The following is a 21,627-nucleotide window of genomic DNA, read 5'->3' as shown; positions in this document are numbered from 1 at the left end:
ATAAGCAGATGAAAATTGTGTAAATTTGACAAGTTGAATTGTCAATTATCCTGACTTGCGTTATAAACGAATACAAAATAAAAGTAATATCAGGACAGATCATGACCCAATTGGCCGATTCCATTCAAATTCGTCATACCAATTTCAAAAACCGTATTATTAAAGGCGCTATGAGTGAGGCGCTGGCCAATGATGCCGGCCAGCCCAATCAGGCACATTTCAAGTTGTATGAAGCCTGGGCCAAAGGTGGACTGGGCTGTGCCATTACTGGCAATGTCATGGTGGACTTTCGTGCCAAAAATGAGCCGGGCGTGGTGGTGGTAGAAACCGAGCGTGATCTGGAGCAGCTTAAAGTCTGGGCGGAAGTGGGCAAGCAGCAGGGTATGGTACAGTTGGTGCAGTTATCACATCCGGGTCGTCAGTGTCCCAAAGGCTTAAATAAAGAAACAGTTGCGCCGTCGGCCGTACCTTTTAGTCCGGCATTGGCCGTCAGCTTCGGCACACCACGTGCGCTGACTGAAACTGAAATTCTGGAGATTATCCAGCGTTTTGCCACTTCAGCGCAAATTTGTGAAAAGGCCGGTTTTGAAGGCGTCCAGTTGCATGGTGCGCATGGTTATCTGATTAGCCAGTTTCTGTCACCGCTGACCAATAAGCGTCAGGATCAATGGGGTGGCAGTATTGAAAACCGTACCCGTTTTCTGCTGGAAACCTATCAGGCTGTCCGTGCTGCAAGCTCAGAAAATTTCATTATTTCAGTCAAACTGAATTCTGCTGACTTTCAGCGCGGTGGTATAAGTGAAGAAGATGTGATCTATGTCTTTAAGGCGATGGATGCAGCCGGGATTGATATCATTGAAGTGTCTGGTGGCAGCTATGAAGCGCCTGCCATGGCTGGTGTAAAAGAAGACAAACGCAAAGCTTCAACCATTGCCCGTGAAGCCTATTTCCTCGATTTTGCCGAAAAGATCCGTCAGGAAGTCAATTGCCATATCATGGTGACTGGTGGCTTTAGAACCGTCGACGGCATGAATGCTGCACTCGACAGTGGTGCATGTGATTTTGTCGGCATTGCCCGACCTTTTGCGGTAGAGCCGGATCTGGGTGATCGTTTGATTGCAGGGCAAGATGTACGTTATGCGGTTGAGAAAATTAAAACCGGTATTCCGCTGGTTGACAAAATGGCGATTATGGAAATTATCTGGTATGCCGCGCAGTTTAAGGAAATTGCCAAAGGCAAACAGCCGAATCCAAAACTGTCACCGTTAAAAGTCTTTTTGAACTACCTCAAAGGCAATGTTAAAGCCGTAATTAAAGGGCAGTTGAATTCGCGTAAATCGGCTTAAATTTATCATCTAAGCATAAAAAACCGGGCAATTAGAATGCCCGGTTTTTTATTCATCACATAGTTAAGAATAATGCATCGCCTGGGTCTGGAAAGGAAATAATAACTGTCCCAGTTGACGAGTGGCCCATAAACCCACTTCAGTATGATGCATATGCGGTGAAGTATAGGGAATCAGCAAGTCAATTTTCTGTTCCGCACCTTCACAGCGCATAAAGCGATTTTTTAACTGATTTAAACGTTGTTGATCCATACGGCTTAAAGCAGGTTCAACTTTCGCCTGAGACGGCGCTGCGCTACGTGAAGACAGCCGAGTTGCTAAAGTTGCCCCCTGAATCCAGTCTTTAATGATCTGTTTTTCAGTCGCATTAAACACACCAAACATTTTACCTTCAGGATGATCAATCATTTTCCAGAAACGGCTCTGTTCAACAGGAGCATCTTTAATAATCCAGCCTTTCTCAATCAGCACGTTCAGGAACTTGAAAATTTGTACCGGATCTGATAACCAGTCATTGATAGTCTTGCCACTAAACTGACATTTCTGATTATGAATATATTGGCCAATCAGTGCCTTGTTCTGGAATACTTTTAAGGCCATGCGCTCAATATCCAGCTCTTTCACAATCTGGGAAGAACTTTTACCGATGTCATTGAGCAGATAGCCTTGCTTGATCAAATCAAGATAAGTCTCCGGATCTTCCGCATTCTCATAATGCTGGATAAAGGCTTGCAGGGATTTTTGTGCATGGCCATTGTGGGCATTATCAATCGTAATATGCACATTGAAATAATGGGGATCAATCCCGAGTTCAGCCAATTCGTAATTGGTAATGAGTAGATGCAGCGGCAACTGTTCATAGCCGAGATTAAAACCAATCACCAGAGGCAAGTATTTGGCCGGCGCATAAGCCAGTGCTAACTGTACCGCGGCCTGCTCATAATAACTGGCATCCAGTTGTTCGGCATAACTGTTCAGCTCATAGTGACTTAACAGGTGCTGATACATGGTGACATGATTGGCACGTGGATGTCCCAGACCCAGTTCTTCCAGATAGATATAGATCAAATCTTTCAGCTTGGGTTGATTGCAGTTATGTACGGTGGAATATAACCAAGAACCATCGACCAGTTTAACCGGTGCAACCTTGGACAGAAATTCGAAAGCATGTGAAACCGTTGGGAAATACTCCCGGGCCTGATGTTGTTTACGCCGTCCCAGATAAGCCTGAAACTTGGCACAAATTTGATGATGTTGTTCTAAAAGATGCTGTTCAACTTGTGCCGGTTGATCCAGCCATTCAAGTGTTTCTATATTCAGTTTTTTAATCAGATCACTCAAATAAGATTCAGCTTGTTCGGTTTTGGTATTCGTCGAGATTTCAGTATCTTGAAAAAAGTCGACCCAATCCTTAAAGCTTTTAAATTGATAATTATGATTATTATTTGGCGATAAAGGCAAACTTAACTCTGTGCTGACGAACATAATCTGATCCTTGCAGATATCTCTTCAGTTACCTTAACGTGCGACTTGACGTCTAGATGTTGAATTTTTGTTCTAATTTATTGGTGTATTGCTTTAAATGAAAATGAACGGATATTTATATGAATAGAAATGTTAAAAGAATGCAAATTGTAAAATATGAATTACATGGCAGCCTATGTAACGAAGAGCATATTTTAATGAGTGGTAAAAAATTATATTTAAATATTCAGAATGCAAAAAAGCCCAAGTCGCAATGCCCGGGCTTTTTTGTTGAGATGTTGCCATCTCGAATATGGCGTCCCTACGGGGATTCGAACCCCGGTTACCGCCGTGAAAGGGCGATGTCCTAGGCCTCTAGACGATAGGGACAGTACAGAAGATAAATTTTAAAACCTTTACTTTTAACTTGAAGTAATGGCGTCCCTACGGGGATTCGAACCCCGGTTACCGCCGTGAAAGGGCGATGTCCTAGGCCTCTAGACGATAGGGACTTAATAAAATGTACTTCTGAAAATTGGCGTCCCTACGGGGATTCGAACCCCGGTTACCGCCGTGAAAGGGCGATGTCCTAGGCCTCTAGACGATAGGGACGTTTCAGAGGTGGGCGTATAATAGGGTGAAAATAGGGGGGTGTCAAACGCATTTCTATAAAAATTTTTATTTTCTGGATTGAGTGCGTAAATTTAAAACAATATTGTTGAAATAATGGAAAATGATTTAAATTAAGCTGAATTTTTAAGCAATTCCAGCATGGCAGCTAACACTTGGGGATGCTGTAAATAGCCCGCAATATAATGTGGACGTTGTACAAAGGTACGAATTTCCTGATTGATAATGGCAGGCTGAAAATTAAATGAAGCTGCTGAGAGTGGAAATGCGGTGAGAAAATCATCATGTGAATAGAAATTTATCCAATCGCCTGAAATGGCAGCAGGTCGTATGATCGGTTGCGGAAGATGCGCCTGAATGACACGAAATGCCAGCGGTGATCCGAGGGTAATAAAACGCTGGATATTCAGTTCTGGATGTTGAAGCAAATAATTATAGGCGATCACGCTACCCAGCGAATGTGCCACCAGAATCTGTGGTTTGCTGCTATGCAGTTGATGATGAATGCGCCGATGAACTTCCTGCATAAAAGTCGGATTGGCCAAATAAAGATAGGTTTCCAGCAGGAACTTATGCAAAAAACTGGCGTGTAAACTGGGGAAATAATTAATGAGTACCGCAAAATCCCGCAAGGCAATATCTTTGCTTAATGCTGTGATGAACTTTAGTTTTTGATTGAAATTCAGGACATCATCAATATTCGACTGCGGGACGTCACAAATTTGATAGGTACACTGGTCTGGTGGCGATGCCGGTTGCAGCTGTGCCGGATGTAGAAAAGGGAAATGCGGCCATTGCTGCGGCATTAAGGTGCTGGCATTGAGTAGATTATGCAAATGATGTCGAGAGAGTAAATCACCATAAAAAGGGATACGGATATGCCGTTTTAAATAGCTAAAACGGGCTTGCTGTTGCGGGTTATTTCTGAGGCCTCTTTTGAGAAGATGCAGCCAATGTTGGCGTAATGAAGGTGCCGTATACTGTTGCTTGTTCATGCCGTGAATAAACACAATTTTCATCGACGCACCATTGAAGCTGCCCAATATACAATCAGTATAGACAAAAAAGAGCGACCGAAGTCGCTCTTTTAAAGCTGATGCTTAAGACTTGTTATGGTAGAACGCATAATAACTGGCATAGCAGGCTGCAATAAACAGCAGACAGCCAAAGAAGCTGATGCGCATTGATGGATCAAAGACCATACTGACACAGGTAATAAAACAGAACACGAAGCCTAAAATCGGCACAATCGGGAACAATGGTGCAGCAAAGCCCAGTTCTTTGGCCGTGTGACCCTGTTTATACCACTGACGACGGAAGTTGAACTGGCTTAAGCAAATACTCATCCAGACCACCACCATGGTAAACGCTGCAACGCCCAGCAAGTTGGTAAAGATCGTTTCTGGCGCAAACTGTTCAGATAATAAACCTGGCAATGCACCCAGCATAGTCACCATGACTGCAATATACGGTACACCGCGAGCATTCAGTCTTGAGAATACGGCAGGTAACTGTTTGCTGTATGACAATGACCACATCATACGAGAAGCAGCAAATAAGCCCGAGTTGGCAGCAGATAACAACGCAGTGATAATGACAAAGCGGATGATGTCTTCAGCATATGGGATACCAATGTGCTGGAATACGGTTACGAATGGGCTGCTACTCACGCCTTCAGCGGCTAAGCCTGCTTCCTGATGCGGAAGTAATGCCGTCACCACGATAATCGTACCCACAAAGAAAATTAATAAGCGGAAAATTGCAGTATTAATGGCTTTAGGGACATTTTTCGCAGGATCTTCAGTTTCACCCGCCGCAACACCAATCAGCTCTGTACCCGAAAAGGCAAAGTTCACGATCAGCATGGTCGCAAAAATCGGGAATAGACCTTCAGGGAACCAGCCCTGGGCCGTCAGGTTGGTAAATAGAGGCGCAGCTTCGTAGCCCTGATAGCCCAAAACACCAAAGATGGCCAGTAAGCCCAAAACAATAAAGGCAACAACAGTGACTACTTTCACCAGTGCCAACCAGAATTCGGATTCGGCAAACCATTTGGTCGAAATCATATTTAAGCTAAATACAAAGACACCAAAAATAATGGTCCATAACCACATGGAAATATCCGGGAACCATTCCTGCATCAGCAAGGCGGCTGCAGTAAATTCGGTTCCCAGAGTGACAGACCAGGTCAGCCAGTATAACCAAGTGATGGTATAGCCTGTACCCGGTCCAATATAACGTTTGGCATAAGCACCAAATGAACCAGATTCTGGCATATGAACAGCAAGTTCGCCCAGACAGAGCATAACCATGTAAGCGATAATGCCGCCCAGGAGATAAGCAATAATGGCACCTACAGGCCCCGTTTGTGCAATGACTTCACCCGACCCTAAAAATAGGCCTGTTCCGATTGCGCCACCAAGCGAAATCATGACCAGATGTCGAGTACTCATAGCGCGTTTTAAAGGCGCAGAATTGCCCTGATGCGTAGCATCATTCGGAGATGAGTGCATAGGAGTTGAAAAAAATCAGAAGAATGAAGCGAGTTATTGTAGTGAAAAACTACAAATCTGCAATGTATTAATAATAATTTTGAATAAGGCTTGATCGTATGCGATCAATAGATGGCGTCCCTACGGGGATTCGAACCCCGGTTACCGCCGTGAAAGGGCGATGTCCTAGGCCTCTAGACGATAGGGACGTTGCGAGGTGATGCGTATATTAAGGACTCAATTGGTTTTTGTCAAAAGGCTTTTATATAAAAAAGCGCTAAAAGTTCAAACATTAAACAGGAGTAATGCATTAATTTTATTGAGGGCTTAAATAAATCGAATGATTGGGCTTATTTGCTCGTCATTTAGGCGGAAAATGAAACTCCCGCGGCTGGCAGGAGTTTAAAACAGCCAGATTTTAATGATCGGGTGTTTGGTATTCTGTCGGGTTATGCACAGGAGCAGTCTGCTCGGCAGGTGTTTCTACTTTCTCTTCACGGTTCACGATATAAAGATAAAGCAGTGAAGGAGCTAAAATCAGTAAAACCAGTAAGATCTTTTTTAACATGGCAGATAGACAAAGTACGAAATTGCATTAATTATAGCCTAAGCAAATTAAAAAGAGCATCGGAGTGCTCTCTATAAAACTTAGAATTTGAAAGTGACATCGGCGATAAACTGGCGGCCGATTTCAGTCATAACTCTTGGTTTGCTTGCGATTGTTGATTTGGTGGTATACGTGTTGGTGCGGTTAGTTACATTGTTAATAGTTAAACCAAAGATTGCATGTAAATCTTTTGAAAGTTTCCAATCATAAGTTGTACGCATATCCCAGATAAATTTAGGTTTAATTTCAGAAGCAATATAAGTATCAAGAAGATTACCTTCATATTCTACTTTGTCATCTTTACTGGTCACTGTGATCATATCGTCGTAACTGTCTTTATAGCTAAAGAAGTTTGAAAGTTTTACTGGTGCGTGATCGAAAGCAATATCCCAATTTACACGGGCAGTCCATGGTTGGTTGAAGTTTTGTGCAGGACGCTCTGACCAATGCATAATTTTACCGTTATAGGACACGAGTTCATCTTGATCTGCGGTTATGAATTTGTCGGTATAATCGGTATAACTGCGGAATACATCGCTATAGTCAAAACCAAAAGCAATGAAATGCTGTGTACTAGCGAATTTCAAAGCTTCACGATTTTTTAATGTGAGTGTGTAGATGTCGGCTTCACCATGACCATCATTGCTATATTCATAAGAGAAGTTGAAACCATCTTTTGGGATATCGGTGTGGGTACGTGAAATTTCATCTTGGTATTTGCGATTCACCCACTTAAGACCTAAATCCCAAGAATGTAATTGGGTGTTGATACCCAAAACAGTTTCATCACTAAATGGTGTGTCTAGGTCAGAGCGACGTGTGGCATTTGCTGAGTTCGTTGCAGATGTGACCCAGTCCGCCTGCGGATTCTCACGTGAGAATTTATACATCAACTCACCAATACCATCGTTGAGTTCGGTGCCTAATGTTTGCTGACCATAGTAACGATTCCAGCCTGCTAAAAATTGCAGTTTGTCATTCGCAAAGGGCTTATAAGACACGGAACTACGTGGAGAAATATTGAAATTACCGCTTAAAGAGTCGTAGTCGGCACGGACACCTACTCGGGTCGATAATTGATCGTTCCATTGAATGTTGTCTTCAAGGAAAGCATTGAAGCGGTCTTGTTGAGCAGAGAATTGTCCAGCTTTATACAATGAACCTGCAGCGACATATTGTCCTGTCCAACCTTGAATCGTGGGTGTCGCATCGCATAAAGCATCATCAGCTAAACAGGTATTGTTAGCTAAATTTTTCATATTGACAGCTGAAACATTTGACATATATACATCAGAGGCACGTTTCCAATCCACTTCTGCATGAGTGTATCCTGTACCCGCTGTAATCTTATGCTGAGTCGTACCAATTTTGAATGGATCAAAGGCTGCTTTTAAGTCGTAGTTGAGCGCAGTTTCATTTTGTTCTAGCTGACCAAAAAGCGTACCTTCAGATACGGTTTTTGAGTCGGTCCAATCTTTACTGCCTTCAGCATAATGCCAAATAAAACCATAGTTGTTTTCTGAGTTTCGGACATTATCAGCACTTTGGAAGTTGAGTTTATGCGTTAATGTTACAGATCCTATGTGGTGTTCTAACTCTGAAAACATTGTTGTCGTTTCTGTGTCAAGCGTACTGGCTGAGTTGCGACGGCTTTCAGCATAATTCAAGCTGTCAAGTAAAGCATAATCAAATCCAAATTTAGCTTTCACTGTCTCGCTTGGGTTATAGAAGAAGGTTGAACCAATGTTGGTATTACTGCGTTCTTGATCAATTTTTTTCGGGTCATCAAAACCACTCATTACAGGAATAATAGATTTACGTTTTGATGCATAACTATTAAACCCCCATTGCTCTGAAAGCTTGCCATAAATATTGGCACTTAAACCTTGTTTGGTATATTCCTTTTGATAGGCTTCAGTCGGCTCTTCAAAGAGCTCTTCTTCTAATGGGCTAACAGCATTAAAGCGAGCCCAGTCACTTTCTGTGTAATCATATGTGACAGTACCATGAATTTTTCTAATTTCAGTTTGTGGTGCACAGGTCTTTGCATTGACCACGCCACCGGTAAACTGACCATATTCAGCAGAAACATTGCTGTCGAGTACTTCCAAATCACACAGTAAGTCTGTATTGACAGCCATCGCTTGAGAGCCAGTGCTAAATGTATTGTAGTTACTTGGACCATCAGCAGGGTTAATTAATAGGTTATTGGATACGCCATTCACAATAAAATTATTTTGGAAGGTTTGAGCACCATTGATAGAAATTTCAGAGGGTTTAAGTTCACCTTGTGAGCCTGCTGCTAACTGTGATTGGCTAAACTGCACATTCGGATTCACCTTTAAAAAATCAGTTATATTCTTTGAGCTATTCGGCGTTTTTGCTAAATCTTCTTTGCTATAAACCGTTTTCCCAACTTCATTTCCTTGCTGAGCTTCGACAATAATCGTGTTGAACTTAAGTGTTGCCTCATTGGGGACAGATTCTTGATAACTGGATTCTTCTGCGAAACTAGAGGTTGATAAAGCTGCCAATATAGCAAGTGAAAGTGAAGAGTAGGCAAAACGCATGAGAAGGTTAAATCTTTGAAAGATAATGAAAGCGATTATCATTAACTTGATTGCTATAATCAATAGTAATGAGAATTATTTGCATTAATTGGGCTTTAAATGTGTAAGATTTAAGCAGCTTAAGTCGCTGAAAAATAAAAATATGAAAAGGGAGGAAAATATATGGCGTCCCTACGGGGATTCGAACCCCGGTTACCGCCGTGAAAGGGCGATGTCCTAGGCCTCTAGACGATAGGGACGTTTAGAAGATGGCGGTATCTTATTGATCCGCCACCAGAGTGTCAAGCAGGTGAGGCGCGAGTTTGTTTAAAATATAGCAAAACAGTTCAGCTGTCTTCTGTGTGTCATATAACGCAGAGTGAGCTTCTTTGCCATCAAAATCGATCCCGGCCTGAATACAGGATTTCGCCAGTACGGTTTGACCAAACATCACCGCACTCAAGGTCACCGTGTCAAACACAGAAAAACTATGGAACGGGTTCTGGTTTTTGGTGCCGGTACGGGCAATTGCTGCCTGAACAAAACCTAAATCGAAATGTGCATTGTGACCCACCAAAACCGCATGGGTACAGTTTTGCTGACGGCGCACGTCATTGACCGATTTGAAAATACGCTTTAATGCGGTTTTTTCATCTTCAGCCATGGCAATCCGCATCGGATTTGACGGATCAATGCCGATGAATTCCAGTGACCTGCGATCGAGGTTGGCCCCTTCAAAAGGATTGATATGTGCATGGTAAGCTTGGCCCGGCACAAATTGGCCATCCTCATTATAAACAATCGGAATGGCCGCAATTTCCAGCAATGCATCAGTCTGTGCATTAAAACCTGCCGTCTCGACATCGACAACTACAGGTAAGAATCCACGAAAACGTTGACCAATGATTGGGAGGGTTTCATTTGTCACACTTTTCTCCATTGAATGGTTTTACCCGCATAGAGCGGAATAATCTGTTCACCATCCAAATAGTCTAAACTTTCAGGGATTACTTGATCTTCTTTAACCAGTGTAATGGTACTGGTATTACGTGGCAGGCCATAGAAGTCTGCACCAAAGTGGCTGGCAAAACCTTCCAGACGTTCAATTTTACCCACTTGATCAAATGCCTGAGCATACAGCTCAATGGCAGTCGGCGCACTATAACACCCTGCACAGCCACACGCATTTTCTTTTGCATTTTTTGAATGTGGTGCGCTGTCCGTGCCTAGGAAAAATTTAGGATTGCCACTAGTCGCCACTTCCAGCAAGGTTTGCTGATGGGTTTGACGTTTTAAAATTGGCAAGCAGTAGAAATGCGGCTTGATGCCACCCACCAGCATGTCATTACGGTTGAACAATAAATGTTGCGGCGTAATGGTTGCAGCGACATTACGGTCTTGCTCAAGCACAAAGTTTGCTGCTTCGCTGGTAGTAATGTGCTCTAACACCAGTTTCAGCTTAGGGAACTGTCTGAGCAAGGGTGCGAGGACTTCATCCAGAAAGCGCTTTTCACGGTCAAAAATATCGATATGGTTATGCGTCACTTCACCGTGCAGCAATAAAGGCACCTGATGTTCTTCAAGCTGCTCAATTACGCCATACACTTTACTCATGTCGCTGACACCACTATCAGAATTGGTGGTTGCACCCGCAGGATAGAGCTTGATGGCATTGATATGCGCAGATTCTTTGATCTTTTTAACTTCACTTGCCGGGGTGTTGTCTGTGAAATACAGCACCATACGCGGGTCGAAATTTATCCCTTCAGGTACGTGCGCCATGATGCGTTCACGATAGGCATTGGCCTCTTCAACGGTTTTAACGGGTGGTACCAGATTCGGCATACAGATTGCGCGAGAAAACTGTCTGGCTAAATCGGGAACAGTACGTTGAAGTGCTAAACCATCACGCAGGTGAACGTGCCAATCATCTGGCTGGAGAATCGTAATCGTATTCAAGGCAAATTCAGTCGAACAAATAAAACAAATGATAATCCATCTATAGCAAAAATGGTAATGAGAAAGGGCTACAAAATAAGGGATATCTATAAATTAATTTGAAAAAGTATGTTATTTTAAAATTACTAAAAAAATTACATAAATACTTGCAATGGAATACAAGTACAGTTTAGCGAAATTACAAGATGACAAGGAAAACATAGAAGAATTAATTACACGCCAAAGTCAGCGTGTAGGCCCGGTCTTCCCTCAACATCTGGAACAGGAATTCTGGACAAAAAATCTGGAACGTGCCCGCAAACATGTCGAAAAATATGTTTGGGGTGGGGTATTGGCTTATTTTATTTTTCTGGTGGTGATGATCCCCACAGATTACTGGATTATCAGTAAAGAATATTTCGTGCATGATTTTGTGCTGTCTATGTTCGGGCTACTGAATGGCGGTATGTCATTAATTCTCTTTTATATGTTTTCCTGTTTACCCAAGATCAAGCGCTTTTTTCCGCAAGCTTCAATGCTGCTGGTATTCTGGATGCTGGTGTCGATTTCCTGTATCACGATGTTGGTTAAAACCCCAGCGTTACAACACCAGTCGATGGCAATCGTCACCATTATTTATATTCTGGGTTATATCCTGACCGGTATTAAGCCTGTACAGATGCTGGTCACCGGACTGGTCGCTGCAGCAACGACCATTATTGTATTATCAATCATGGCCATAGACTTTAATCCGCTGGTTTTTGGGCGAATTCTGATTGGGAGTTGCTTACTGGGTTATGTAATTAGTCATATGATTTTCGCGCGTGAGCGTGTGATTTTTTTATATAGTATCCGGGCCAGAATCAGTGAGCAGATCCAGCGTATTCATACCACTGAATTATTACATTTAAGCCAGTATGATGAACTGACCAAGATTTCCAATCGGAGAACCTTCGATGAAACGCTTGAAGTGTATTTTGAACGGGCCCGTCGTGAAGACACTGCCTTGGCGATTCTGTTTATCGATGTGGACTTTTTTAAAAACTATAATGATTTTTATGGGCATCAGAAAGGCGATGATGTTATTTCAACCATTGCCAGAACCATCAAGAATGCGATCCGTCATATGGACTTTGTGGCGCGTTATGGCGGGGAAGAGTTTGTTGTGTTATTGCCAGAAACAGATGCACATGGTGCTTATGCCGTAGCTTCAAATATTTTCAAGGCGATTGACCGTCTGGAAATTCCCCATGAAAAATCTTTGGTTGCGAAACATATTACCATCAGTTTAGGCATTACCGTCTATCGTGGTGAAACATATACTGATAAAGATATATTATTGGGAATTGCAGATCAGGCGTTGTATCGTGCCAAGCAGCTTGGGCGCAATCAGATTTATTATCAATCACTTCGTTCCGTCAACTCAGATACCGCCAATGGCTCGATGCTTTAAACATCAAGAACAACTATCCATAAAAAAACCGCTCATCAAGAGCGGTTTTTTAACAAAAACAAAACTTAGTTTTTGTCTTTCAGTTGTGGCACTGCAGATGCTGTACCCACTGCAAGCAAACCAGTTTCTGTATAGATGCCAAGTTTTGCGCGGGTATCGGTAATGTCCAGATTACGCATGGTCAACTGACCAATACGATCCATTGGAGAGAACATAGAATCACCTTTCTCCATGGTCAAGCGCTCAGCTTCATAGGTCAGGTTAGGCGACTCAGTGTTCATGATGGTGTAATCATTACCACGACGCAGTTCTAAAGTCACAGTACCGGTCACGGCTTTAGCCACCCAACGCTGTGAAGTTTCACGCAACATCAGCGCTTGAGAATCGAACCAACGGCCTTGGTACAACAAACGGCCTAAACGTAAACCGTTGATGCGGTATTGTTCGATGGTATCTTCGTTATGAATACCGGTCACAAGACGCTCGTAAGCAATATGAAGCAGCGCCATACCCGGAGCTTCATAAATACCGCGAGATTTTGCTTCGATAATACGGTTTTCGATTTGATCCGACATACCTAGACCATGACGGCCACCGATACGGTTTGCTTCAAGAATGAATTCAACTGGATCTTCGATACGTTGACCGTTGATCGCAACCGGGAAACCTTCTTCAAAAGTAATCGATACTTCTTCAGCTTTAACTTCTACGTCATCTTTCCAGAAGGCAACGCCCATGATTGGATCCACGATTTTGATGCCCGCATTCAGGTATTCAAGATCTTTGGCTTCATGGGTCGCACCCAACATGTTTGAATCTGTTGAGTAGGCTTTTTCTTTTGACATTTTATAGTCAAAACCGTTGTCGATCAGGAACTGCGACATTTCTGCACGGCCGCCAAGCTCATCGATAAAGGTTTGGTCTAGCCAAGGCTTGTAAATTTTAAGCGCAGGGTTGGTCAACAAACCATAACGGTAAAAACGTTCAATGTCGTTACCTTTGTAAGTAGAACCGTCACCCCAAATATTGACGTCATCTTCTTTCATGGCAGTGACAAGCATGGTACCTGTAACAGCACGACCAAGAGGAGTCGTATTAAAGTAAGGAACACCGCCAGTTGAAATGTGGAACGCGCCACATTGAATTGCAGCAATACCTTCTAATGCAAGCTGTAAACGGCAGTCGATTAAGCGTGCTTTTACTGCGCCATAAGCTTCAGCTTTTTTTGGAATCGCATCGTAATCGTCTTCGTCTGGCTGACCCAAGTTCGCTGTGTAAGCATAAGGTTCAGCGCCTTTTTGTTTCATCCACAAAAGAGCAGCAGAAGTATCTAGACCACCAGAGAAGGCAATACCAACTTTTTTACCTACTGGGACATTCTGCAAGATAGTTGCATTATCAGACATTGTTCATCCTAATGATATGAAATAGGCACGCCAGAATTGGTGGCCTGAAAAAATACATATTGTCTCAATTGTATCATTAATTTATTTAGGTTTGCTTTAGAAAAGAAAAACTCGTTTTAAAATCTATATTCAATAGGCTTAAATAATCATAAATTGCACGATTTTGAGCAGAATCCTGCTAAAAAAGTAAAAATTCGCTATATTCAGCCGAATAAAGTTAAAAACTCAGATAAAACAGGAATAAATGCATGGCGACTCATATCCCACCCTTACCTAATTTAAATCCTAAAACCAAGAATGAAACGCTGGCACTGTTGCATGGGATTTATGCCGGTCTGATTGGTTTTAGTACACTGGTATTTTTATATCTGGAATATCAGCAAGCCAGTATTTCTACGCTGAGTTTAGGTATGGTGCTGCTGCTTTTAGGCGGCCTGGTATTTTTTAATATACAGGCCAGCATCAAAGTCAAACAGGGCAATGGTTCAGGACGGACTTTATCCAGAATTATGGCCATCCTGATGCTCCTGAGTTTTCCGATTGGTACAGTATTGGGCGTGATTGCATTATGGAAATCTAGCGCGCGACAATGGCAGGATTAATCCGCCAAATAGAAAGTGATCCTCTTCTAAAGATTGATATTTGTGCCTGAAAATGCTGAACTCCGGGTCATAAAAAGCCACTGAAAATCAGTTAAAGTAAGGGAATGACTTGCTCAGCCAAATATAATCAGGGATTTGTTATGACTACGACGCGCTATGCCAACATTTTAAAGCCACTGCATTTGGGTTTTACCACCATTAAGAACCGGGTGGTGATGGGGTCGATGCATACTGGCCTAGAAGATCGTTTTTATAATTATCCCAAACTGGCTGCGTATTTTGGTGAGCGTGCAAAGGGTGGCGCAGGTCTGCTGATTACGGGTGGAATATCGCCCAACCGTCAAGGCTGGTTGTTACCGGCGGGCGGTACCATGAATACTTTGGGGGACATTGCGCCGCATCGTTTGGTGACGCATGCAGTGCATAAGCATGGTGCCAAAATTCTGTTGCAGATTCTGCATGCCGGACGTTATGGCTATCAGCCTTTTGTGGTCTCGGCCAGCCCGATCAAGTCGCCGATTTCTCCCTTTAAACCACGTGAAATGTCAGATAAACAGATTCTGAATACCATTCAGGATTATGTCAGAACGGCCAGTATTGCCAAAAAAGCCGGCTATGATGGCGTAGAAATCATGGGTTCTGAAGGCTATTTGCTGAATCAGTTTTTAAGCCGGCATGTCAATCAGCGTGCTGACCGTTGGGGTGGCCCGATCGAAAACCGGATGCGTTTTGCCGTAGAAATTGTCAAAGCGATTCGTGAGGAAATTGGCGAAAAATTTATTATCTGTTTCCGTTTGTCGCTTCTGGATCTGGTACATGATGGCAATACCATGCAAGATGTGATTACCGTGGCTAAAGCTTTGGAAAAGGCGGGGATTACTTTACTCAATACCGGTATTGGCTGGCATGAAGCACGTATTCCCACCATTGTGACTTCTGTACCGCGTGCAGCTTTTGTCGATTATACCGCTGAAGTGAAAAAGCACGTGGCGGTGCCGGTCATTGCATCGAACCGGATCAATATGCCAGATACTGCTGAAGAAATTCTGGCTTCCGGCCAGGCAGACATGGTGCAGATGGCACGTCCATTCTTGGCAGATGCCTTCTGGGTCAATAAAACCGCGACCAATCGTGTTGATGAAATCAATACCTGTATTGCCTGTAATCAGGCCTGTCTGGATCATACCTTTAAAAACCAGCGCGCAACCTGTCTGGTCAATCCACGTGCCGGCTATGAAACCGAACTGGTCTATGTCAAAACCAAAAAAGCCAAAAGTATTGCAGTGGTCGGTGGTGGTGTTGCAGGGCTGTCTGCGGCCACAGTCGCAGCCAGTCGCGGGCATGATGTGACGCTGTTTGAGGCCAGTCATGAAGTGGGTGGACAGTTTAATCTGGCTAAAGTCATTCCGGGGAAAGAAGAGTTTCACGAAACGATTCGTTATTTTAAAGTCCAATTGGAAAAAACCGGCGTTGATGTGCGATTAAATACCCAAGTGAACCGTGAACAGCTGGAACGTGAAGGTTTTGATGAAGTCATTGTCGCGACTGGTGTCGTGCCGCGAGCGCTTAAGATCGAAGGCAGTCAGGCACCGCAAGTCTTGTCTTATGCAGAAGTACTACGCGGTGCGCCAGTCGGAGATCGTGTTGCAGTCATTGGTGCAGGCGGTATTGGTTTTGATGTGTCCGAGTTTTTGTTAAAGCCACCGCATCAGGTACAGCCGCAACCTGTGAATGAATGGAAACGTGAATGGGGTGTAGACCCGAATCCAAATTATGTCAGTGAAGGCGGCATACAAGGTGCAGAAATTGAAGCACCTATTCGTGAAATTTATTTATTACAACGTAAAAAGACACCGCTTGGCGCAGGCCTAGGCAAGACTTCAGGCTGGGTACATCGTGCCCAATTAAAAAAACACGCGGTGCGCATGTTGCGCGGTGTGCAATATAAATCTGTTACCGATGAAGGCTTATGGATTGAGGTGGATGGCCACGCTCAATTATTGCGTGTGGATAGTATTGTGGTGTGTGCAGGACAGGAGTCGGTAAAAGATTTGATGCCACTTGCCGGGGAAAATACCTTGGCACAATATCATATTATTGGTGGGGCTAAACTGGCTGCCGAGCTGGATGCCAAGCGTGCCATTCGTGAAGGAGCCGAATTGGCCGCCAAATTGTAGGGATTTGATGAAACTATATGCAGTTAATCAGATTCACTGTAACTTTCACTTGTCAGTTACATAAAAGCGCCGTATTATTGCGCCCATGGAAGCGTGGCAGAGCGGTTTAATGCACCGGTCTTGAAAACCGACGAGGGTGTGAGTCCTCCGTGAGTTCGAATCTCACCGCTTCCGCCAAATTTTAAAAACCCCAATCGAAAGATTGGGGTTTTTTTATTGCTGATGAATTTTACAGAATGATTTAAAATAAACGGATCTTAAAGAGGTTCGATATTTAAAAAGTCGATAATTTATAAACAGATATTCTTCAATCGCATACTTCAATCTTAATCAGAGCCAGAGCAATTCTTTCCACATGCTGATAAGCAGGTTGCTCTAATTCTTCACCAAAAATATCCGGATCAATTTCCTCATAAGACCAGTGAATATTTTGATGCTGCTGCATCAGGTCTTGCAGATACTGTAAAAATCGATTGCCATTTCGTGTGATGGTAGCGCCGGTATATAAAAATAAACGGCCGCCTGAATTTAGCCTTTGCAGGCCTTGTTTTATAATTTTAAAAGATAATTCATTGCCATCGAGCTCATTACCTCCGTGTCGATATTGCCGTTGCTCAGGATCAATTAAATAAGGTGGATTGGCAAAAATCAGGTCAAACTGACCTTCAAGATTGGAAAATAAATTGCTCTGTACAGGAGAGATTGAAGTAAAACCCGAAAAATCAATATTGAGTTGACTATAGAGCAAGGCTTTGGGGTTTAGATCTGCTACAAAGATTTCCTCATGATCTGGAAAGTATTTGGCGATACTGATGGCAGCAGCAGAGGTGCCACAGCATATTTCAGCAGCCCGTTTGAAAGGGCGAGGTTCGGTGGCTAGATATTGCTTGAGATGATAGACAAAGCGATAAGTATCGGGACCAAAAAAAACAGCATCCTGTTGTGTGGTCGGAAAGGAAGAGTGAATAAAGAGTTCACCTTCCAGTGAAGCGACTCTGACCAGACTGGTGTATTGCTCATCCTGAACCTGTAGAAGTTGCTGTTTTGCCAGCAAGGAAAAAAGAACCGGATCAAGATCGGTTTTGCTAAATTCCAGATTCCAGCCAAATATATCCTGCAGGGTTATTTCCTGATTTTTCTCGTTTCTTTTACGATCTAAAATCCGTTGATGCGACAACGGGGTAATGGCTGTGAACTGATAGTTTTGTTGTTTTAAAAACGCTAGTAAAAAATGCAGAGCATGTTGCTGGTGATTCTGAATTTCTAAAATCTGGTTCATAAGCGTTGCTCTTTGGTTTATTTAAAATCAATACAAAGCTGGATAGACGTTGAATCCCATATAAGACCATGACCAGATCAGCCATTCGCGATGCGTTCATTCAATAGAAATGAATCAGCTTCATCTTCGCCTGAAATGCCAGAATTTTAAGTAAAAAACTGATGTGAATTGGTGTGATTTTTATAGCTGTTTTTAAAAAAATTATCTTCTGATAAAGCTTCTGTCTGCTTTTATTCTCGATTCATAAAAAATGGCTATTCATCAAAGTGATTAATAGCCATGATGGGTGAGAGCCTTAAAACTTAGTGAGGCACTTCTGGTAAATCAAACCAGATCACTTGCGCATCATCGATGGCTTGAATCTCTGAGTCATCCAGAAAAGCAATTGCACCACCCGCCTCAACTCTATGTTCTGCAATCTGCACAGTGCCAGAAACTACATGAATATAATTGATCTGCTGGGTGGCCTGCACTTGCAAACTTTGACCTTGCTGAATTACCGCAGTTTTGACTTCAGCATTCTGACGAATATGCATCGGCGCATTGCCATTCGGTCCACAAATTAAATGCCAATGGTTAGGCTGCTCATGCGGATCCAGACGAATTTGCTGATAATTCGGTTTGGCATCCTGTTCATTGGGAATAATCCAGATTTGCAGTAAATGTACCCGCTCATTGCCCTGATTCATTTCACTATGACGAATACCTGTTCCGGCACTCATGAGCTGCCATTCACCGGCAGCAATGCCGCCATGATTGCCCATGCTGTCCTGATGAGTAATGGTGCCTTTCAGTACGCAGGTCAGGATTTCCATATTGTCATGGGGATGGGTTCCAAAACCCTGATGCCCAGCGATTAAATCGTCATTAATAACACGTAAGGCACTGATCCCCATATACTTGGGATCATACCAGTTACCAAATGAGAAGCTGTGCTTAGACTCCAGCCAGCCCATTTTTACATGACCACGATTTTCGCTAGGATGTAGAAAAGCCTTCATGATTTCATCTCGATCTTATTTTCAACTTGAGATCATCATACTGTTGTTTTAAGCTCAAAAAAATCTCAAATGGGCGACATATCATTGCATTTTTGCAACGATATGTCAGCTTAAAATCAAGTCATAAAAAAGCCCACTGAAAAGCGGGCCATTTTATTCAAAGCATTTTATGGATCATTATTCTAAGAAACGAACAGTTACGCCAGATTTGACTTTACGGCCAAGATCATTGGCATCCCAGTTGGTCAGACGGATACAACCGTGTGAATAGGATTTAGAAATCATGGACGGATTCGGTGTACCGTGAATACCAAATGATTTTTTGTTGAGGCCAATCCAGACATTACCGACCGGGCCGTTTGGACCTGGTGGTAGAGACAGTGGTTTGGTGTTTTTACCTTGAACAAAGTTACTTGGCGAGTAGCTATACCAAGGATTTGGTGCAACGCCGGTGATTTTATAAGTACCCGTTGGTGAAGGCGTACTGGTATTGCCGATACTGGCAGGGAATGAGCCGATCATTTGATTTTTACTGTTAAATAAGTACAGTTGTTTGGCACCTTTATGTGCAACAATCAAGTGAATACCTTCTGGTAGCTCATTACGAACATTGGTCACCAGAATCTTTTGGCCGACTTTGTTAAAATTAGCACCTGGATTCAACTTCTTCAGGAAGTTTTCATCCATATGGAACTTTTCACTGAGCATTTCAGATGCGCTGGTGTAGTACAAACCTTTCATTTTCGCCTGTAGCGCATAATCTGAAGGAATCGATTTGGCAAATGGTCCTGCCAGATCTTTTTCAGTAATGGTGTACTCTACAAAGGTCGGCTTGGAACCCTGACGTGCCACCAGTTTGTCCCAGGTTTCCTGCGTCAGTACGCCATTTGGCTTGATGCCATTCATTTGCTGGAAAGAGGCAATTGCTTTCAGTGTGTTCTTGCCGCTGGTACCATCAATCGCACCCGGTGAAGCGTGGGCATTGTTGAGCATGACATGTGCACGTGCGTAGACCGGAAATTGACCTGCACCAATGTTTTCATACCACTGGGCATTGTTTAAGCCGTCTAAAGTCCACGAAGCTTTGGTCGCAGCAGAGTTCGTCGGGGCCTTGGTATTTGGCGCTGCACCAATATCAGCAGATTGGTCTTCGGTATCTTGTAGCTCATTCAGTGCTTCAGAGGCCTGATTTAAGTCTTGTTGTTCTTGCGCCGTAATTTTGGCTTCAGCCGGTGCTTGGGCGGCTGAAGCTTCAGTCGCGAGTGGATCAATTGGATCCTGGACTGAAACATCGGTAACAACTTGCGGGTTCAATGGTTGTTCAGCAGTAGACGCAGCAAAAACAGTACCTGCGAAAATGCAACCTAAACTCACAGCGAGCATTGTGCGAACGAACATGTAAATCAACCTTAAAATTATTTCTTTAAAAATGTGAAAAAACACTATAAGTATTACAGAAAAAATGTGGAGATGCAGTAGTTGTTTTGTGTAAAACATCACATTTGGCCACTTAAGCTGATCGGTTTTTAAAGTCAGCAGAAGTTATTAAAAATACAACCTTTTTGTTATGATATGGCGAATATCAAAGATAGATAGGAAAGTAAATGACGACCTTAAAAAATGATCGTTTTCTGCGCGCCTTGTTGCGTGAACCTGTAGATGCCACTCCGGTATGGATGATGCGTCAGGCGGGCCGTTATTTACCAGAATATCGCGCAACGCGTGCTCAGGCAGGAGATTTCCTTTCTCTTTGCAAAAATACTGAACTGGCCTGTGAAGTGACCTTGCAGCCTTTACGCCGTTATGATCTGGACGCCGCGATTTTGTTCTCTGACATTTTGACAGTGCCTGATGCTTTAGGTTTAGGATTGTATTTTGAAGTGGGTGAAGGGCCTAAATTTCATAAAACCGTCCGTACCGAGCAGGATGTCGCAAATCTGCCAGCCTTTAATGCAAAATCGGATCTGGATTATGTGATGAATGCAGTGTCGACCATTCGTTCAGCCTTGGGTGGCCAGGTTCCTCTGATCGGTTTCTCTGGCAGTCCGTGGACCTTGGCGACTTATATGGTAGAAGGCGGTTCAAGCAAAGATTTCCGCTTCACCAAAAATATGATGTATGCACAGCCTGAAGTGCTGCATGCTTTGCTGGAACGTCTAGCCGATGCCGTGATTGATTATCTGAATGCGCAGATTGATGCAGGTGCACAAGCGGTACAGATTTTTGATAGTTGGGGCGGCGCACTGGCACATCGTGAATATATTGAATTCTCGCTCAACTATATGAAGAAGATTGTTGCTGGCTTGCACCGTGAAAAAGATGGCCGCAAGATTCCAGTAATTCTGTTTACCAAAGGTGGCGGTCAGTGGTTGGAACCGATGATCGCTACAGGCGCAGATGCCTTTGGTCTGGACTGGACCACACCACTGGATGTAGCACGTCAAACCGTTGCGGGTCGTGCTGCGCTTCAGGGTAACCTGGATCCTGCGACTTTATATGGTTCATCGGAAACTATTATTAAGGCGACCAAAGCCATGCTGGATGATGCTTATGCCAATGGTGAAAAAACCGGTTATGTAGCAAACCTCGGCCACGGCATTACCCAGTGGGTCGATCCAGCCAATCCAAAAGCCTTTATTGATACCGTACATGAGTATAGTGCTAAATATCTTTAGGATTTAAA

The 21,627-nt window shown here is 43.3% G+C and carries 16 protein-coding genes and 6 tRNA genes; 6 read left to right on the top strand and 16 right to left on the bottom strand.

Going from position 1 to position 21,627, the window contains the following annotated elements; translation table 11 throughout:
• Positions 1-101 precede the first annotated feature (101 nt).
• Positions 102-1,346 carry an NADH:flavin oxidoreductase/NADH oxidase family protein gene (locus tag FTU82_RS01665; protein WP_005171838.1) on the top strand — a complete coding sequence of 415 codons (1,245 nt, stop codon included), beginning with the start codon at positions 102-104 and terminating at the stop codon, positions 1,344-1,346.
• A gap of 63 nt (positions 1,347-1,409) precedes the next feature.
• On the opposite strand, the gene FTU82_RS01660 is transcribed toward FTU82_RS01665, so the two are convergent.
• The 12 genes from FTU82_RS01660 to pyrC form a co-directional block, all read right to left on the bottom strand.
• Entirely contained in the window at positions 1,410-2,831 is a 1,422-nt protein-coding gene (locus tag FTU82_RS01660) for an iron-containing redox enzyme family protein (protein ID WP_180083219.1), read from the bottom strand.
• Positions 2,832-3,124: 293 nt separating this feature from the next.
• Positions 3,125-3,200 (bottom strand) — tRNA-Glu (locus FTU82_RS01655).
• 46 nt (positions 3,201-3,246) lie between these two features.
• A tRNA-Glu gene (locus tag FTU82_RS01650) sits at positions 3,247-3,322 on the bottom strand.
• Between the two features lie 24 nt (positions 3,323-3,346).
• Positions 3,347-3,422: transfer RNA gene (locus FTU82_RS01645), tRNA-Glu, on the bottom strand.
• A gap of 131 nt (positions 3,423-3,553) precedes the next feature.
• The gene (locus tag FTU82_RS01640) at positions 3,554-4,459 is read right to left on the bottom strand and encodes an alpha/beta fold hydrolase (protein ID WP_180085201.1); all 906 of its coding nucleotides are present in this window, start codon (positions 4,457-4,459) and stop codon (positions 3,554-3,556) included.
• Between the two features lie 81 nt (positions 4,460-4,540).
• A complete protein-coding gene (locus FTU82_RS01635) occupies positions 4,541-5,953 on the bottom strand; it encodes an amino acid permease (protein WP_100355245.1) in 1,413 nt (470 codons plus the stop codon).
• A gap of 112 nt (positions 5,954-6,065) precedes the next feature.
• Positions 6,066-6,141 (bottom strand) — tRNA-Glu (locus FTU82_RS01630).
• A gap of 209 nt (positions 6,142-6,350) precedes the next feature.
• Entirely contained in the window at positions 6,351-6,500 is a 150-nt protein-coding gene (locus tag FTU82_RS01625; RefSeq protein ID WP_005096385.1) for a hypothetical protein, read from the bottom strand.
• 80 nt (positions 6,501-6,580) lie between these two features.
• A complete protein-coding gene (locus FTU82_RS01620) occupies positions 6,581-9,109 on the bottom strand; it encodes a TonB-dependent siderophore receptor (RefSeq protein ID WP_180085203.1) in 2,529 nt (842 codons plus the stop codon).
• Positions 9,110-9,272: 163 nt separating this feature from the next.
• A tRNA-Glu gene (locus tag FTU82_RS01615) sits at positions 9,273-9,348 on the bottom strand.
• Positions 9,349-9,368: 20 nt separating this feature from the next.
• Positions 9,369-10,028 carry a ribonuclease T gene (gene rnt / locus FTU82_RS01610; protein WP_034608604.1) on the bottom strand — a complete coding sequence of 220 codons (660 nt, stop codon included), beginning with the start codon at positions 10,026-10,028 and terminating at the stop codon, positions 9,369-9,371.
• Entirely contained in the window at positions 10,013-11,047 is a 1,035-nt protein-coding gene (gene pyrC, locus FTU82_RS01605) for a dihydroorotase (RefSeq protein ID WP_180085204.1), read from the bottom strand. The genes rnt and pyrC overlap by 16 nt, the downstream gene beginning before the upstream one ends.
• A 151-nt stretch (positions 11,048-11,198) precedes the next feature.
• Here pyrC and FTU82_RS01600 point away from each other — a divergent pair, with 151 nt between their 5' ends.
• Positions 11,199-12,479 (top strand): diguanylate cyclase, encoded by a 1,281-nt coding sequence (locus FTU82_RS01600; RefSeq protein WP_100328772.1) that lies wholly within the window; start codon positions 11,199-11,201, stop codon positions 12,477-12,479.
• A gap of 65 nt (positions 12,480-12,544) precedes the next feature.
• Here the strand turns inward: FTU82_RS01600 and argG are convergent, their stop codons facing one another.
• Positions 12,545-13,885: an argininosuccinate synthase gene (argG, locus tag FTU82_RS01595; RefSeq protein ID WP_100328771.1), complete on the bottom strand. Its 1,341-nt coding sequence runs from the start codon at positions 13,883-13,885 to the stop codon at positions 12,545-12,547.
• A 248-nt stretch (positions 13,886-14,133) separates the two neighbouring features.
• On the opposite strand from argG, the gene FTU82_RS01590 reads away from it, so the two are divergent.
• The 3 genes from FTU82_RS01590 (at position 14,134) to FTU82_RS01580 (ending at position 16,841) form a co-directional block, all read left to right on the top strand.
• The gene (locus FTU82_RS01590) at positions 14,134-14,487 is read left to right on the top strand and encodes a hypothetical protein (RefSeq protein WP_100534377.1); all 354 of its coding nucleotides are present in this window, start codon (positions 14,134-14,136) and stop codon (positions 14,485-14,487) included.
• Positions 14,488-14,627: 140 nt separating this feature from the next.
• Positions 14,628-16,664, top strand: coding sequence for an NADPH-dependent 2,4-dienoyl-CoA reductase (locus tag FTU82_RS01585; protein WP_180085206.1), 2,037 nt, complete (start codon positions 14,628-14,630; stop codon positions 16,662-16,664).
• Positions 16,665-16,751: 87 nt separating this feature from the next.
• Positions 16,752-16,841 (top strand) — tRNA-Ser (locus FTU82_RS01580).
• A 130-nt stretch (positions 16,842-16,971) separates the two neighbouring features.
• Here FTU82_RS01580 and FTU82_RS01575 read toward each other — a convergent pair.
• The 3 genes from FTU82_RS01575 to FTU82_RS01565 all read right to left on the bottom strand — a co-directional run bounded on the left by FTU82_RS01575 (position 16,972) and on the right by FTU82_RS01565 (position 20,342).
• On the bottom strand, positions 16,972-17,943 hold the full coding sequence (locus FTU82_RS01575) for a class I SAM-dependent methyltransferase (protein ID WP_180085208.1): 972 nt from the start codon (positions 17,941-17,943) through the stop codon (positions 16,972-16,974).
• Positions 17,944-18,245: 302 nt separating this feature from the next.
• Entirely contained in the window at positions 18,246-18,944 is a 699-nt protein-coding gene (locus FTU82_RS01570; protein WP_005171818.1) for a pirin-like bicupin family protein, read from the bottom strand.
• 177 nt (positions 18,945-19,121) lie between these two features.
• Positions 19,122-20,342, bottom strand: coding sequence for a L,D-transpeptidase family protein (locus FTU82_RS01565; protein WP_005171817.1), 1,221 nt, complete (start codon positions 20,340-20,342; stop codon positions 19,122-19,124).
• A gap of 206 nt (positions 20,343-20,548) precedes the next feature.
• Between FTU82_RS01565 and hemE the strand changes: the two genes are divergently transcribed.
• Positions 20,549-21,619 carry a uroporphyrinogen decarboxylase gene (gene hemE / locus FTU82_RS01560; protein ID WP_074383035.1) on the top strand — a complete coding sequence of 357 codons (1,071 nt, stop codon included), beginning with the start codon at positions 20,549-20,551 and terminating at the stop codon, positions 21,617-21,619.
• The last annotated feature ends 8 nt before the right edge of the window (positions 21,620-21,627 follow it).

Origin of the sequence: Acinetobacter sp. YH12151, assembly GCF_013418355.1 — a bacterium.
Classification (GTDB): Bacteria; Pseudomonadota; Gammaproteobacteria; order Pseudomonadales; family Moraxellaceae; genus Acinetobacter; species Acinetobacter pseudolwoffii.
Note: the sequence above shows the minus strand (reverse complement) of the source record. Positions and strands in the feature narration are given on the sequence as shown.

Coding starts and splice junctions, on each gene's coding strand:
- hemE (WP_074383035.1), top strand. CDS start 20,549: ATGACGACCTTAAAAAATGATCGTTTTCTGCGCGCCTTGTTGCGTGAA.
- FTU82_RS01660 (WP_180083219.1), bottom strand. CDS start 2,831: ATGTTCGTCAGCACAGAGTTAAGTTTGCCTTTATCGCCAAATAATAAT.
- FTU82_RS01600 (WP_100328772.1), top strand. CDS start 11,199: ATGGAATACAAGTACAGTTTAGCGAAATTACAAGATGACAAGGAAAAC.
- rnt (WP_034608604.1), bottom strand. CDS start 10,028: ATGGAGAAAAGTGTGACAAATGAAACCCTCCCAATCATTGGTCAACGT.
- FTU82_RS01640 (WP_180085201.1), bottom strand. CDS start 4,459: ATGAAAATTGTGTTTATTCACGGCATGAACAAGCAACAGTATACGGCA.
- argG (WP_100328771.1), bottom strand. CDS start 13,885: ATGTCTGATAATGCAACTATCTTGCAGAATGTCCCAGTAGGTAAAAAA.
- FTU82_RS01635 (WP_100355245.1), bottom strand. CDS start 5,953: ATGCACTCATCTCCGAATGATGCTACGCATCAGGGCAATTCTGCGCCT.
- FTU82_RS01590 (WP_100534377.1), top strand. CDS start 14,134: ATGGCGACTCATATCCCACCCTTACCTAATTTAAATCCTAAAACCAAG.
- FTU82_RS01625 (WP_005096385.1), bottom strand. CDS start 6,500: ATGTTAAAAAAGATCTTACTGGTTTTACTGATTTTAGCTCCTTCACTG.
- FTU82_RS01665 (WP_005171838.1), top strand. CDS start 102: ATGACCCAATTGGCCGATTCCATTCAAATTCGTCATACCAATTTCAAA.
- FTU82_RS01620 (WP_180085203.1), bottom strand. CDS start 9,109: ATGCGTTTTGCCTACTCTTCACTTTCACTTGCTATATTGGCAGCTTTA.
- FTU82_RS01575 (WP_180085208.1), bottom strand. CDS start 17,943: ATGAACCAGATTTTAGAAATTCAGAATCACCAGCAACATGCTCTGCAT.
- FTU82_RS01565 (WP_005171817.1), bottom strand. CDS start 20,342: ATGTTCGTTCGCACAATGCTCGCTGTGAGTTTAGGTTGCATTTTCGCA.
- FTU82_RS01585 (WP_180085206.1), top strand. CDS start 14,628: ATGACTACGACGCGCTATGCCAACATTTTAAAGCCACTGCATTTGGGT.
- FTU82_RS01570 (WP_005171818.1), bottom strand. CDS start 18,944: ATGAAGGCTTTTCTACATCCTAGCGAAAATCGTGGTCATGTAAAAATG.